Origin of the sequence: Pseudomonas umsongensis (assembly GCF_012647205.1) — a bacterium.
GTDB classification, from domain to species: domain Bacteria; phylum Pseudomonadota; class Gammaproteobacteria; order Pseudomonadales; family Pseudomonadaceae; genus Aquipseudomonas; species Aquipseudomonas umsongensis.
This window is the reverse complement of the sequence record NZ_CP051487.1, coordinates 799,729-813,402: the sequence shown is the minus strand read 5'-3', so window position 1 is coordinate 813,402 and position 13,674 is coordinate 799,729. Positions and strand designations below refer to the sequence as shown.

The 13,674-nt window shown below is 61.8% G+C and carries 12 protein-coding genes and 1 pseudogene; 8 read left to right on the top strand and 5 right to left on the bottom strand.

Annotation, left to right across the window (positions count from 1 at the left end):
- Positions 1 to 14: 14 nt before the first annotated feature.
- Positions 15 to 908, bottom strand: coding sequence for a PA4780 family RIO1-like protein kinase (locus HGP31_RS03545; RefSeq protein WP_020796349.1), 894 nt, complete (start codon positions 906 to 908; stop codon positions 15 to 17).
- A gap of 195 nt (positions 909 to 1,103) precedes the next feature.
- Here HGP31_RS03545 and HGP31_RS30890 point away from each other — a divergent pair.
- Both HGP31_RS30890 and HGP31_RS30885 read left to right on the top strand, forming a co-directional pair.
- Positions 1,104 to 2,291, top strand: a pseudogene (locus HGP31_RS30890) (cache domain-containing protein); the annotation flags it as partial.
- A gap of 90 nt (positions 2,292 to 2,381) precedes the next feature.
- On the top strand, positions 2,382 to 3,149 hold the full coding sequence (locus HGP31_RS30885) for a methyl-accepting chemotaxis protein (RefSeq protein WP_404821821.1): 768 nt from the start codon (positions 2,382 to 2,384) through the stop codon (positions 3,147 to 3,149).
- Between the two features lie 101 nt (positions 3,150 to 3,250).
- Here HGP31_RS30885 and HGP31_RS03535 read toward each other — a convergent pair whose 3' ends face one another.
- Together HGP31_RS03535 and HGP31_RS03530 are read right to left on the bottom strand one after the other, a co-directional pair.
- Positions 3,251 to 4,042 (bottom strand): AraC family transcriptional regulator, encoded by a 792-nt coding sequence (locus HGP31_RS03535; RefSeq protein WP_168757185.1) that lies wholly within the window; start codon positions 4,040 to 4,042, stop codon positions 3,251 to 3,253.
- Between the two features lie 151 nt (positions 4,043 to 4,193).
- Positions 4,194 to 5,471 (bottom strand): acetyl-CoA C-acetyltransferase, encoded by a 1,278-nt coding sequence (locus HGP31_RS03530; RefSeq protein ID WP_020799209.1) that lies wholly within the window; start codon positions 5,469 to 5,471, stop codon positions 4,194 to 4,196.
- Positions 5,472 to 5,590: 119 nt separating this feature from the next.
- Between HGP31_RS03530 and HGP31_RS03525 the strand changes: the two genes are divergently transcribed.
- Complete coding sequence (locus HGP31_RS03525; protein WP_083350087.1) at positions 5,591 to 6,943, top strand: 3-oxoacyl-ACP reductase; 1,353 nt, start codon at positions 5,591 to 5,593, stop codon at positions 6,941 to 6,943.
- A 2-nt stretch (positions 6,944 to 6,945) separates the two neighbouring features.
- Positions 6,946 to 7,800, top strand: a complete 855-nt coding sequence (locus HGP31_RS03520) for a MaoC family dehydratase (protein WP_168757184.1) — start codon at positions 6,946 to 6,948, stop codon at positions 7,798 to 7,800.
- A gap of 132 nt (positions 7,801 to 7,932) precedes the next feature.
- On the opposite strand, the gene HGP31_RS03515 is transcribed toward HGP31_RS03520, so the two are convergent.
- A complete protein-coding gene (locus HGP31_RS03515; RefSeq protein ID WP_033044770.1) occupies positions 7,933 to 8,346 on the bottom strand; it encodes a response regulator in 414 nt (137 codons plus the stop codon).
- A gap of 70 nt (positions 8,347 to 8,416) precedes the next feature.
- Entirely contained in the window at positions 8,417 to 8,647 is a 231-nt protein-coding gene (locus HGP31_RS03510) for a Flp family type IVb pilin (RefSeq protein WP_168757183.1), read from the bottom strand.
- Between the two features lie 326 nt (positions 8,648 to 8,973).
- Between HGP31_RS03510 and cpaB the strand changes: the two genes are divergently transcribed.
- The 4 genes from cpaB to HGP31_RS03490 are packed head-to-tail and all read left to right on the top strand — an operon-like array spanning position 8,974 to position 13,669.
- On the top strand, positions 8,974 to 9,924 hold the full coding sequence (gene cpaB, locus HGP31_RS03505) for a Flp pilus assembly protein CpaB (protein WP_168757182.1): 951 nt from the start codon (positions 8,974 to 8,976) through the stop codon (positions 9,922 to 9,924).
- 21 nt (positions 9,925 to 9,945) lie between these two features.
- Complete coding sequence (locus HGP31_RS03500) at positions 9,946 to 11,208, top strand: type II and III secretion system protein family protein (protein WP_168757181.1); 1,263 nt, start codon at positions 9,946 to 9,948, stop codon at positions 11,206 to 11,208.
- A complete protein-coding gene (locus HGP31_RS03495) occupies positions 11,205 to 12,392 on the top strand; it encodes a CpaE/TadZ family protein (RefSeq protein ID WP_020799217.1) in 1,188 nt (395 codons plus the stop codon). The genes HGP31_RS03500 and HGP31_RS03495 overlap by 4 nt, the downstream gene beginning before the upstream one ends.
- Positions 12,389 to 13,669 (top strand): TadA family conjugal transfer-associated ATPase, encoded by a 1,281-nt coding sequence (locus tag HGP31_RS03490; protein WP_020799218.1) that lies wholly within the window; start codon positions 12,389 to 12,391, stop codon positions 13,667 to 13,669. The genes HGP31_RS03495 and HGP31_RS03490 overlap by 4 nt, the downstream gene beginning before the upstream one ends.
- The last annotated feature ends 5 nt before the right edge of the window (positions 13,670 to 13,674 follow it).

Genomic DNA, 13,674 nt, shown 5'->3' with positions numbered 1-13,674 from the left:
CTACAAAAAACCGATCACTGCATCCAGGGCGGAGGCGGCTCTTCGGTTTTGCCCGGTGGCGTGTCGTCTGCGGCACGCGCCGCTTGCTTGCGCTCTTCATCCAGGCGCGCGGCCTCGATCTCGCGCATGATGCCGCCGACGTCGGCCAGCTCTTCCGGCTCGTCGAATTCGCCAGTCAGGACGCTGGCCGGGTGCAAAGTGCCCGCCTCGTACAAAGCCCACATTTCCTTGGCGTACCGAGTCTTTTTCAACTCTGGCGCAAACCGTCCGAAATAGGACGCCATGTTGCCCACGTCCCGCTCCAGCATGCTGAACGCGTGGTTGTTGCCCGCCGCGTCAACCGCTTGCGGCAAGTCGATGATCACCGGGCCGGTCGGGGTCAACAGCACGTTGAACTCGGACAGGTCACCGTGCACCAGGCCGGTACACAGCATCAGCACGATCTGCGAAATCAGGAACGCGTGATACTCGCGCGCCTGGTCCGGCTCCAGCACCACGTCGTTCAGGCGCGGTGCCGCATCGCCGTACTCGTCGGCCACCAGTTCCATGAGCAGCACGCCCTCAAGGAAGTCATAGGGCTTGGGTACCCGCACACCGGCATTGGCCAGGCGAAACAGCGCCGCCACTTCGGCGTTCTGCCAAGCGTCTTCGGTTTCCTTGCGACCGAACTTGGAGCCCTTGGCCATGGCCCGGGCCTGTCGGCTGTTGCGCACCTTGCGGCCTTCCTGATACTCGGCCGCCTGACGAAAACTGCGTTTATTCGCCTCCTTGTAGACTTTCGCGCAACGTAACTGGTTGCCGCAGCGCACCACATAAACAGCTGCTTCTTTACCACTCATGAGTGGGCGCAGCACCTCGTCGACCAGACCGTCCTCGATCAGGGGTTCAATGCGTTTTGGAGTCTTCATCAGCTTTTATTGTGGGTCCTTTATTACCAAACACGCGAAAGTCCTTCGTTATACGGCAATCCATCCATTCGGGGGAGGGGGTGCCGACGTACCGTTCGTGTCATTTTTCAAAACAGCCCTCAATTTCCGCAGGCAACAGCCGAAGTCCTAAGTGACAAAGTGATTTGTCCGACAATCGTTTTTACAACAATAACGATGCCGCATTCAGGGAACAGGGATCCATTACGTTTACGGCTGCCAAAAAACCGCGAGTCATCTGCACTGCGTGGGCCTACAAGAAAATCTGGAGCGCGGATGAACATCAAACAGAAACTGACCTGGGCGTTTGCAATCATCGCCTGCTTGCCGGTGGTGCTGGTCGCCACCCTCGTCGTGCTGAACTTGCGCAGCGATGCCAAGGACGAATTCGTCGACAACAGCGGTCGCGAAATCCGTCAGGTCAGCAATGCGATGCAACTGTTTTTCGACGGCATCAGCCAGAACGTCGAATACCTGGCCAGGCAACCGCTGATCACGAACTCCGACGACAGCCTCAAGACCTACATGAACGCCAACGCCGCCAGCATTCCCCAAGGGGAAATGGACAAAAAAGTCTTCGGCTTCCTGCAGGACCTGGGCAACGCCCATCCGTCATACGCCTACGCCATCCTCGGCACCGCGGCCGGTGGTTACGTGTCGTGGCCGGACGATGCCAAACTGGCCAACTACGACCCACGCCAGCGCCCCTGGTACAAGGCCGCCCAAGCCAAACCGGGCAAGCCATTCCGTACCGAAGCCTATTACTGGGCCGAAAACGATACGTCCTACGTCAGCACCGTGCGCACCATCGACAACAAGCTGGGCACCAACGGTGGCGTCGTCAGCATCGACGTGTCGCTCAAACAGCTCACCGAACTGGTCAAGCAGATCAAGCTCGGCGAGACCGGCTACCTGATGCTGCTGGAAAATTCCGGCACCGTGCTGGTCGACCCGAAACAACCGGAACATAACTTCAAAGCCCTGGGCAGCCTCGGCGAGGGCTACGCGCAACTGGCCAAGGCCGGCAAAGGCCTGGTCGAGGTTGAACTCAATGGCGAGCGCTACATGGCCAACGTCTGGCCGTCCGAGCAGTTGGGCTGGACCTTCATCGGCTTGATCAAGCAGAGCGATGTGATGAGCACCGCCACCCAACTGACCTGGTTGATCGCCATCATCGCCGCGGTACTGGCCGTGGTTTTCGCCGTTGTCGGCGCCAGTTTCGCCAGCGTCATCGTGCGACCGATCCGCAGCGTGGCCGACGGTCTGGAAGGCATCGCCCAGGGCGAAGGCGACCTGACCAAGAGCCTGCAAATCCGCGGCAGCGACGAAACCGCGCAACTGGCCAACTGGTTCAACCAGTTCCTGACCGCGATTCGCAACCTGATCCAGAGCATCGGTGGAGCCGCGACCAGCATCCTGGCCACCTCCAAGAGCTCGACCCAGGTCTCCAGCGACATGGCCGAAGCCGCTGGGCGCCAGCGTGAGGCGGTGGACATGGTGTCCACGGCATTCCATGAAATGGTCGCCACCGCCAACGAAGTGGCGCGCTCCTGCAGCCAGGCGGCCGAGTCCGCCGACAGCGGGCAGCGCCAGGCCCGCGAAGGCCAGCAACAGATTGACGCGGCCGTCAGCAGTGTCGATCGCCTGAGCCAGGAAATCGAACAGTCGGCGCAGTCGATGCAACAGCTGGAACGCGACAGCAATGATATCCAGTCGATCCTGGGGACCATTCGCTCAATCGCCGAGCAAACCAACCTGCTGGCACTGAACGCGGCCATCGAAGCGGCGCGGGCCGGTGAACAGGGTCGTGGTTTTGCGGTAGTAGCCGACGAAGTACGCGCGCTGGCCAAGCGCACGGCCGACTCCACCGCAGAAATCGACGGGCTGCTGGGCAACCTGGCCAAGCGCACCAGCCAGGTGACCCAGCAGATGCATGCGAGCCTGGAGGTGTCCCAGCAATCGGTGACGCGCATCGGCGAAGCGCGCAACAGTTTCGGGCAGATCCGCGAGTCGGTGGATGTGATCCGCGACATGAACACCCAGATTGCCACGGCGGCGGAACAACAGCATCAAGTGGCCGAAGACATCAACCGGCACATCAGCCAGATCCATGGCGATGCGCAATTGGTGGCGGAACTGGCGAACTCGGCGCGCCTGGATTCCCAGAGCCTGGCCGGGTTGTCGAATGAGCTGGATGGGTTGGTGCGCCGCTTCCGTACCTGATTGAAATCCCGGTGCCCGCTTCGCGACCATTCGCGAGCAGGCTCGCTCCCACAGGGTTTTGCACTGCCCTTGTGGGAGCGAGCCTGCTCGCGAAGCGGCCCTCACTGTCGGAACAGCTCTCCCGGGGTAAATCCGAACAGGCTTTTGAACGCCGCAATAAACGCTGACGTCGAGTCATACCCACAGGCCAGCGCGGCATTGGTCACGCTGTCTCCCTCCTCCAGCAGACTCAACGACGACAACAAACGCATACGCTGGCGCCAGCCACGAAAACTCAACCCGGTTTCCCGCTGGAACAGGCGCATCAGGGTTTTCTCCGATGTACCCAGGCGCTCGGCCCATTCGTGCAAGGTCACATTGCGCTCGGGATTTTCGATCAGCTCGTTGCACAACCCCAACAACCGTTCATGACGGGGCAACGGCAGGGAAAACCCGACTTCCGGCAACGTCGCCAACTGATCGAGCAATACACTCACCAGCCGCGCTTGCGGGCTGTCGCCCTGTGGATATTCCACTGGCAGCAGGCAGAAACTCTTGATCAGCTCCCGGGCCAGCGGCGTCACTTCCAGTACCCGGCAACGCCCGTCCGCCCACTCGCAATCTTCCCGACGCACATACAGGCTGCGCATCTCGGCGCGCATCGAGGTCACGACCTGATGATCGAGATCCGCCGGAATCCAGATTCCCCACTGGGGCGGCGCGAAGAAACTGCCCTCGGCGGTGTGCACGCCGAGCACACCACTGATGGCATAGGAAAACTGCACCCAGTCGTGTCGATGGGACGGCGTCCACGACCCGGCATTGAGGCTCTCCACCCGGGCATACAGCGGACGTGGCAGTGTGATGAGCGGTGGAATGCTGCGTTCGAGGGAAACCTGTCCGTTAGTCGGCATTGAACGGCCTTGTGTTGCGAGATGGCTGATGGGGCGACGTTAGGCCATGCCTCGGATCTATTCAACACTAAACCTATCTGTAGGAGCCGGCTTGCTGGCGATGGCGTCCGAGGGATCGCCATCGCCAGCAAGCCGGCTCCTACAGGTATCGTTAACGTTCGATGATGGCGGTTACCCCCTGGCCGCCTGCGGCGCAGATCGAGATAAGCCCACGCCCCTTCCCCGCCGCATCAAGCAACTTGGCCAGGTTGGCGAGGATGCGACCGCCCGTGGCCGCAAACGGGTGCCCGGCCGCCAGTGAACTGCCTTTGACATTGAGCTTGCTGCGGTCGATGGCCCCCAGCGGCGCGTCGAGGCCCAGGCGGGTCTTGCAGTACTCGGGGTCTTCCCAGGCCTTCAAGGTGCAGAGCACTTGCGCGGCGAACGCTTCATGGATTTCGTAGTAATCGAAGTCCTGCAAGGTCAGGCCATTGCGCGCCAGCAACCTTGGCACGGCATACACCGGCGCCATCAACAAGCCCTCGGCGCCATTGACGAAATCCACTGCCGCTGTCTCGCCATCGCGCAGGTAGGCCAGGATCGGCAAGCCACGTGCTTGCGCCCATTCCTCACTGCCTAGCAGCACTAGCGAGGCGCCATCGGTCAGCGGCGTGGAGTTACCGGGAGTCAGGGTGCCTTTTGCGCTTTTTTCGAAAACGGGCTTGAGCGAGGCGAGTTTTTCCAGCGTCAGGTCCGGGCGTAAATTGTTGTCGCGGGTGAGGCCAAGAAACGGCGTCATCAAATCATTTTGCCAACCTTCGGCATAGGACGCGTCAAGATTCTGATGGCTCAGCAGCGTCAGCTGATCCTGCTCTTCGCGAGGAATGTTCCAGGTCTGCGCCATCAACTCGCAATGCTCGCCCATGGACATTCCGGTGCGCGGCTCGCCATTGCGCGGGAACTCCGGGATCAGGTGCCAGGGGCGCAACTGCAGGAAGGGCTTGAGTTTTTCAATGGTCGTGTTGGCCCGATAGGCTTGCAGCAGAATCTTACGCAACCCGTCGCTGACACTGATCGGCGCGTCCGAGGTGGTATCGACGCCACCGGCAATGGCGCTGTCGATTTGTCCCAAGGCAATTTTGTTAGCCACCAGCAGCGCCGCTTCAAGTCCGGTGCCACAAGCTTGCTGGATGTCGTAGGCCGGAGTAGCGGGCGACAGTCGCGAACCAAGCACGCACTCACGCGTCAGGGCCATGTCCCGCGGCAACTTGAGGACGGCCCCGGTGACCACTTCGCCAAGGCGCAGGCCATGCAGGTTGTAGCGTTCGATCAGGCCTTCGAGCGTGGCCGTGAGCATGGCCTGGTTACTGGCGGTGGCGTACGGCCCGTTGGATCGAGCGAAGGGTATCCGGTTACCGCCGATAATCGCGACGCGACGCAGCTGAGTCATGAAAAGCTTCCTATTCTGTGAAGGCCATTACCCGCAAGCGTAGGCCTTTTCCAGTGAATCGAACGACTGATTGCCATTCATGGTCCACACTTTGAACCTCATCTGCTGGAGCGCGTTCCATGTCCGACCGCTATATCGACTTCGCCAATTCGTCCATCGGCCATCGACTGGTCGGTGCCATGGGCCTGCCTTCACCGGTACGCCTGGAACGCTGGCAAGCGGGCCGATTGCGCCCTGTCGAAGGCGCTTTGCTGATTGGCGGCGGCCCATTGGCGGAAAAGGTCAGCGCCTTCGCCAACCGCCTGACGGACGCGATCTACACCTACGGCACCGATCCCTCGATGGCGGCCGCGTGGATTCCCGGACACGGCCCGAAACTAAAGGCGGTGGTATTCGATGCCAGTGATCTTGTGCAAACCGACCAGCTCAAGCAACTGCGCGAATTCTTCCAGCCACTGATGAAAAATCTCGACCACAGTGCACACCTGGTGATCCTGGGGCGTGACCCGCGGACCTTGAGCGACCCATTCGCCGCCAGCACCCAGCGCGCCCTCGAAGGTTTCAGTCGCTCGCTGGCCAAGGAACTGCGCAGCGGTGGCACTTTGCAGCTGATCCACGTTGGCGAGGGTGCCGAGGATCAACTGGAAGGACCGCTACGGTTTTTCCTCTCACCGAAAAGCGCCTTCGTGTCCGGGCAAGTGATTGGCCTGCAGGCCTGCGACACCCAGGTGACGGACTGGACGCGGCCGCTGGCCGGGCGCAAGGCGCTGGTCACCGGCGCTGCGCGTGGCATCGGCGCCGCCATCGCCGAAACCCTGGCCCGTGACGGTGCCGAAGTCATCCTGCTCGACGTGCCCCCGGCCAGGACCGATCTCGACGCCCTCGCCGCACGCCTCGGCGGGCGTGGTATCACGCTGGACATCTGCGCCGAGAATGCGGCGACGGAGTTGGTGGAACAGTTGCCCGACGGCATCGACATCGTGGTGCACAACGCCGGCATCACCCGGGACAAAACCCTGGCCAACATGACGCCGGAGTTCTGGGACGCAGTGCTCGCCGTCAACCTCAACGCCCCGCAAGTGCTGACCAAGGCCCTGCTCGATAGCGGCACCCTGCGCGACAATGGCCGGGTGATCCTGCTGGCGTCGATCAGCGGCATCGCGGGCAATCGCGGACAAACCAACTACGCGGCGAGCAAGGCCGGGCTGATTGGCCTGGCACAGGCCTGGGCGCCGCTGTTGCATGGGCGGGGCATCAGCATCAACGCCGTAGCCCCGGGTTTCATCGAAACGCAAATGACCGCGCACATTCCATTCGGCCTGCGCGAAGCCGGGCGACGCATGAGCTCACTGGGCCAGGGTGGCCTGCCGCAAGACGTCGCCGAAGCAGTGGCCTGGCTCGCGCAACCCGGCACGGGCGCATTCACCGGCCAGGCATTGCGTGTCTGCGGGCAAAGCGTTCTGGGGGCCTAGGCATGATCATCGACTGGCACACACTCAACCGCGAACCCAGCCTGCCGGGGCTGTATGTGCAGGCGGCGACGCGGCGCAAAATCACCGGCACCACCCTGCCCCATTCGGGTTTGCGCTGCTGGCTCGATGTCGACCCAAAGCGCCTGGCGGCCTATCGCAAGGTCTGCGGCTTCGCCGACAACAGCCTGCTGCCACCCACCTACCCGCACATCCTTGCATTCGCCTTGCAGATGCAATTGCTCACCGCCCGGGACTTTCCGTTCCCGCTGCTGGGGCTGATTCACCTGAGCAATCGCATCCGCGTGTTGCGGCCCATGGGCGGAGTCCATCGGGTGCGGGCCGGCGTGTGCCTGGAGAACCTGCAACCCCATGCGAAGGGCGCGACCTTCGATCTGGTGACGACGCTGGATGATCAATTGGGACCGCTCTGGGAGGCGCAAAGCCAGATGCTGTGCCGGGGCGTGAAGCTTGAAGGCGAGCCCGTCGAGGAGGTACTGGCCTCGACGCTGGCACTGACGCAAGTTGCCCAATGGACAGCGCCCGCGGACATCGGCCGGCAATACGCCAAGGTATCGGGCGACTACAACCCGATTCACTTGAGTGCTGCCAGCGCCAAAATGTTCGGTTTTCCATCGGCGATTGCCCATGGTTTATGGAACAAGGCCCGCACCCTGGCCGCCCTCGCCGAGCATCTGCCGGCCGCGAACGTCGAGATCGTGGTGCAATTCAAAAAGCCGGTGCGCCTGCCCAGCGAGGTGACATTACTGGCCAGCGCCGCAGGTTCCAGCGGGGATCTGCAACTGGTCGGGGCTGGTGATCTGGAGCACATGGTTGGCCACTGGCGGCCGATTGCCTGACCCTGGCGAATGTATCTCGCTCCTGTAGGAGCTGCCGCAGGCTGCGATCTTTTGATCTTGTTTTGCCCCCGGGAAGATCAAAAGATCGCAGCCTGCGGCAGCTCCTACAGGGCAATGCGTTTACCAAGCTACTTAGTGCCTGCCAAACTCCCCCAGCGGCTGCGGGAACAGGTTATTGAGCGTCTCCAGCAACCGCACGTGATAGATCGGCTTGCGAAACAGGTCCAGAACCTGCAACCGCAGCATGTCACTGACATCCTCCATGTCGGCATGCCCGGACATCACGATCACCGGCAAATGCTGGCGCGCCGTGTGCTCGCGCAAGCGCTTGATCAACGACATCCCGCTCTCCTCCGGCATGCGCAGGTCGGTGATGACCAGCGCTATATCCGGATTGCGCGTCAGGTGCTGCAGCGCCAGCTTGACCGAGGTCGCGGTGAAACAATTGAAACCTTCACCCTCCAGCAATTCCGCCAGCTCAAGCAACGCATCCTCTTCGTCATCGACCAAGAGAAGCTGTTGGCGCGGCAGTGCGGAAACGTTCATAGGCAACACCTGGAATAGACTAAGCGCTGACATTAGAACCCACCTTGTGCATTAGCAAGTGACGGTCACCTTAACTTCCGCCGCCACCACCGGTGGGGGCACCCACCATTGCAGAGGTGATTTTTCCAAAGATTGTGGTGATCGTCGTACCCATACCGCCACTGAGCCCGGCAATCACCACCGCGACCATGGCAGCGACGATGGCGTACTCGATACCCGACGCTCCCTCGGTATCCTTGGCCAGCCCTTTGTAAAAAGCGATTTCGGATTTGACCTTCTGAACCAGCTTGGCGAAAGACATGACGTTCTCCTCGACGACACCGAGTGTTGCACCGACGCAACATGATTCCCCTGTGCCAGCATCAGCATTGTCGGCATTCCTCCACCAAACAACTGTAAAAACGCATTAACACGAAAGTATTAATCGCTTTGTTGACGTCAAAAAACCTTTGAATTGAGCTGGTCGTCGATTTTTCGTTAGAAAATTTTCCCCGGGTAATGGCGTTTTGCTCTAGCTGCGCTACCTTCCAATAGCGAAATAGTTCCATGTTCATAGCTACCTGATTGCGAAGTTGTCTCGTTGCGGAACGAGTTCTTTGTGCAGCAGGAAAGAAGGGAAGCGCCGTCATGAACAGTCGTGTCATTCTTGGCCTAGCGGGACTGTCCCTGGCGGGTGCGGTCATTGCCGGTTACTGGGGCTTCACCTTGACGCGTGAACCGACCGCCACTCCCGTTGCGCAAGCCGCCATCGCCCCCACGTCCCTCAGCAACCCTGCACCTGTTGTCCAACCAGAAGAGGACACGCGCCAACCGATCGTGGTGTTGCTGCATGACATCGCGCCGTTTGTGCAAATCACTGCCGCCGACGTGGTCGTGGAAAAACTGCGAACCGTCCCGGCCGGCAGCCTGACCCGCCTCGATCAAGCCATCGGCCGTACGCCCTGGCGCGCCCTGAGCGCCGGCAGCTGGCTCAACGACGAGAGTTTCGAAGGCGGCGGCAAGCTGGCGCGGATGATTCGGCCCGATGAGCGCGCGCTCGCCGTTGCCGTGGATGAAGTGATCAACGCTGGCGGTCAATTGACCCCGGGGGACTATGTCGACGTGCTGCTGTTCTTGCGCATGGACACCCTTAATCTCCAGCCCTCGGCCCAGCTCGCGGTCCCGGCCTTGCGTGTACTGGCGGTGGGCGAGCAAATGGGCCTGACCAACGACGGCCAGCCCTCCAGCCCGGCCCAGGGCAACGATGAAAAACTCCGGCAGGAGCAACAGCGCGCCAGTGCCCGTACCGTGCTGCTCGCCGTTCCCGAACCACTGGTGAGCCGCTTGATGCTCGCCACCCAGGCCGGGGTGCTGCGCCTGGCGGTGCGCAGCGCCGAGGAAAAACGCCTGGCGCGTTACTGGGCCGGTGAGCGCGATTCCGCAGCCAACCTCGCCAACGCCAATCGCGACTTGATCCAGTTCAACCAGCTGGCCATGACAGCGCCGCCCAAACAGCTGGTTGCCAGTAACGCAGTCGCGCCGCGCCGGTCGGGTGTGGAAGTCATCCGCGGCAACGAAACCACGCCAAAGTCCCCCTGAATCGAGCAAGGAAACGCTTTAATGCGCAGACGTAGTACGCCGTTTTTGAACGGCTTGATCTGGGCCACCTTGCTGAGCGGCATGCCGGTGACGACAGTCATGGCTGCCAACGGTAATTGTGCAGCGCTGGGCCCCTTGCCAGCGGTGCTGGAAGTGGGCGAAGGCCTGCAACAGGAAGTGCAATCGCCCGTGGCAATCACCCGGATCGCAGTGGGTGACCCGAAAATCGCCGACGTGCGAGTCAATGGCAACCAGGCATTCCTGCTCACCGGCATGGGCGCCGGTGCCACCAGCCTGATGGTCTGGACCGCCTGTGCCAGCGCGCCGCGCCAAAGCATGGTGTTCGTCCAGGGCCGGGCGACGGCAGCCATGACCAGCGCCAGACAGTCACCCTCCGATGACCCGCTGCTGCCATCGCAAGTGCAGACCGACATCCGCTTCGTCGAAGTCAGTCGTACCAAGCTGAAGGAAGCCAGTACTTCGATCTACGGCAAAAATTCGAATTTCCTGTTCGGCTCTCCCGGTACCGTCCCCAATACTGCAGTGACACCGCGGGTGTTCCCGCTGCGCAACCTTGACCCGCGGATTGCCGTGCCGAGCATTCCGCTGGCCAACGACATGTTCAACATCGTCGCCGGCGGCGGCAACTTCCTGGCCATCATCAATGCCATGGAAAGCAGTGGTTTTGCCTACACCCTGGCGCGACCGAGCCTGGTGGCGATCAGCGGACAAAGCGCAAGCTTCCTGGCGGGCGGTGAAATCCCTATCCCGATTCCCAGCGCCAACAGCAACAGCTACTCCATCGAATACAAGGAATTCGGCATCCGCCTGACGCTCACGCCAACGGTGGTCAGTAACGACCAGATCGCCCTCAAGGTCGCTCCGGAAGTCAGCGAACTGGATTACAACAACGCCGTGACCATCGGCGGCACCACAGTGCCGGCGTTCACCATTCGCCGTACCGACACCAGCATCTCCCTGGCCGATGGCGAAAGCTTCGTCATCAGTGGCCTGATCAGTACACAAAACACCTCGCAGGTGGACAAGTTTCCGGGACTGGGCGATATCCCGATCCTCGGCGCGTTCTTTCGCAGCTCCTCGATCAATCGCGAAGAACGGGAACTGCTGATGATCGTCACGCCGCACCTGGTGCAGCCGTTGGCGGCGAATGCGCAACTGCCGTCGCTGCCGGGGGAAAAGCTGCGCAATTACGACCCCAACTGGTACCGCCTGTACTTCCTCGAAAACGGCGACTTCGATAAACGCAGCGGGCTATCGCAATGAGCCAGAACCTGAGCCAGACCTTCCTCGCGATCACGCGTAACAGCACCGACCTTGAATGGTTGCAAGGCGCGCTCGCCCCCTTGGGCCAAGTGGTCAGCGCCGGTGGCGGCAGCCTCGACGAACTGCTGGCGCTGGTGGACGTGACACTGGCCAGCCTGGTGTTCGTGGGCCTGGACCGTGAGCATGTGGTGGCCCAGTGCGCACTGATTGAAGGCGCTCTGGAAGCCAAGCCAAGGCTGGCTATCGTCGCGCTGGGCGACGGCATGGACAACCAGCTCGTACTCAATGCCATGCGCGCCGGGGCCCGGGACTTCGTGGCCTATGGCTCGCGCTCCAGTGAAGTCGCCGGGCTGGTGCGGCGCCAGAGTAAACGCCTGCCACCGGTGGTGCCCAATACTCACCTGGGCGGCCTCACCGTCCTGTACGGCGTGCAGAGCAATGCCGACGGCGCACTGTTGGCCAACCACATGGCACAGGTGGTGCAAAAAAGCGGTCAGCAAACGCTGCTGCTCGACCTCGGCCTGCCCCGGGGGGACAGCCTGGCCTTGCTGGGCCTGGAGAGTTCGTTTCATTTCGGCGATGCCCTGCGCAACTTGCGCCGTCTCGACGCCACCCTGATCGACAGCGCCTTCACCCGTTGCGAAGCCGGGCTGCGGATCCTTGCCTATGCCACCCAGGATGAACCGCTGGAACACACCAGCGCCGCCGAGCTGTACATGCTGCTCAGCGCGCTGCGCCAGCACTTCCAGCACATCGTCGTGAACCTCACCGGCCAGCCCGACAGCGAAGCCTTGCGCACCTTCGTCAGCCATTGCGACAAGCTGCTGTGGTACACCGACCAGAACGTGCTCGACTGCCGCCGCAACCTGGCGGTACTGAATCTGTGGCGCGAAAAAGGCATGAAACTCGATCACGCCACGCTGCTGGTGGATCGCTACCTGCGTAGCGTCGCGCCAGACTCCGAGGCCTTGAGCAAAAGCTTCGGCATGGAAATCATCGCCACCCTCGCCTACAGCCCCGAAGTCCGTTTGAACGCCAAGAACCAGGGCGTCACCCTGTTCGAACTGGCCCCCCGGGAAGTGCTCACCCAAAGCCTGCGCAACCTCGGCGAACGCTTGGCCAAACGCTCCGAAAGCCTGGCCAAGCCCAAGTCCTGGTTCAGCCGTTTGAGAGGTACGCCATGAGCGGCGAAAAACTGTTCGGCGCAACGCACCGCGGGGTGGCCGGCAATACCGACCACGACGGCCTTAAACTGGTGCTGCACCGCTACATCATCGATGCCATCGAGGAGTCCGGGAAAAACCTGCTGGAGGGCTCGCGCCAGGTGCTGGCGCAGTTCGTCATCGACAAAGTGGCCGAATACATCGCGCGCTTGCACCTGGCGATTTCGCGCTACGAGATGGAGCGCCTGGCCGAAGAAATCGTCGACGAACTCACAGGCTTCGGCCCGCTGGAAGTGTTGCTGCGCGATTCGGCCGTCACCGAAATCCTGGTCAACGGCCCGCACCGCGTGTTCATCGAGCGCGATGGCGTCCTGCATCAAAGCGACTTGCGTTTTATCGATGCGCACCATGTCGAGCGCGTCATCCAGCGCATCCTCGCGCCCCTGGGCCGGCGGCTCGACGAGTCTTCGCCGATGGTCGACGCGCGCCTGCCCGACGGCAGCCGGGTCAATGCGATCATTCCACCGATTGCGCTCGACGGCCCGTGCCTGTCGATTCGAAAATTCCGCCAGGACATGCTCAACAGCACCGACCTGATGGCCATGCAAACCATCGACCAGGCGATCTACGAATTCCTCCAGGAGGCCGTGGGCAAGCGTTGCAACATCCTGATCAGCGGCGGCACCGGCACCGGCAAGACCACGCTGCTGAATATTCTCAGCCAGTTGATCGACCCCCACCAACGGTTGGTGACCATCGAAGACGTCGCCGAATTGCAACTGGGCCACCCCCACGTGGTGCGTCTGGAAACCCGACCGCCGAATGCCGAAGGCCATGGCGAGGTGAAAGCCAGCGACCTGATTCGCAACGCCCTGCGGATGCGCCCGGACCGGATCATCCTCGGCGAAATCCGCGGTGTCGAAGTGGTCGACGTACTGACCGCGATGAACACCGGCCACGACGGCTCCATGAGCACCGTGCACGCCAACAACGCGCAAGATGCGTTGTTGCGCCTGGAAACCCTGGTCGGCCTGACCGGTCGCAGCATTGCCGAACGGACCTTGCGCCAGATGATCTGCGCGGCGCTGGACGTGGTGATCCAGTTGACGCGCATGCCCGATGGCCGCCGCTGTGTCAGCGAAGTAGTCGAGGTGATCGGCATTCGTGAAGACGTGTACGTCACCAATACCCTGTTTCGCCTCGACCGCCGCAGCGGTTTCGGTTTCATGCGCGAGGCGGTCAACCCCGCGGGTGACAAACTGCGCCGCGAATCGGCGCTCTCTTCCTCGGTGTATTGAAGGCC

What these genes read in the sequence shown, in the direction of transcription:
- HGP31_RS03490 (WP_020799218.1), top strand. Translation starts at nt 12,389, where the DNA reads ATGAGCGGCGAAAAACTGTTCGGCGCAACGCACCGCGGGGTGGCCGGC.
- HGP31_RS03545 (WP_020796349.1), bottom strand. Translation starts at nt 908, where the DNA reads ATGAAGACTCCAAAACGCATTGAACCCCTGATCGAGGACGGTCTGGTC.
- HGP31_RS03510 (WP_168757183.1), bottom strand. Translation starts at nt 8,647, where the DNA reads ATGTCTTTCGCCAAGCTGGTTCAGAAGGTCAAATCCGAAATCGCTTTT.
- HGP31_RS03535 (WP_168757185.1), bottom strand. Translation starts at nt 4,042, where the DNA reads ATGCCGACTAACGGACAGGTTTCCCTCGAACGCAGCATTCCACCGCTC.
- HGP31_RS03525 (WP_083350087.1), top strand. Translation starts at nt 5,591, where the DNA reads ATGTCCGACCGCTATATCGACTTCGCCAATTCGTCCATCGGCCATCGA.
- cpaB (WP_168757182.1), top strand. Translation starts at nt 8,974, where the DNA reads ATGAACAGTCGTGTCATTCTTGGCCTAGCGGGACTGTCCCTGGCGGGT.
- HGP31_RS03495 (WP_020799217.1), top strand. Translation starts at nt 11,205, where the DNA reads ATGAGCCAGAACCTGAGCCAGACCTTCCTCGCGATCACGCGTAACAGC.
- HGP31_RS30885 (WP_404821821.1), top strand. Translation starts at nt 2,382, where the DNA reads ATGGCCGAAGCCGCTGGGCGCCAGCGTGAGGCGGTGGACATGGTGTCC.
- HGP31_RS03500 (WP_168757181.1), top strand. Translation starts at nt 9,946, where the DNA reads ATGCGCAGACGTAGTACGCCGTTTTTGAACGGCTTGATCTGGGCCACC.
- HGP31_RS03520 (WP_168757184.1), top strand. Translation starts at nt 6,946, where the DNA reads ATGATCATCGACTGGCACACACTCAACCGCGAACCCAGCCTGCCGGGG.
- HGP31_RS03530 (WP_020799209.1), bottom strand. Translation starts at nt 5,471, where the DNA reads ATGACTCAGCTGCGTCGCGTCGCGATTATCGGCGGTAACCGGATACCC.
- HGP31_RS03515 (WP_033044770.1), bottom strand. Translation starts at nt 8,346, where the DNA reads ATGAACGTTTCCGCACTGCCGCGCCAACAGCTTCTCTTGGTCGATGAC.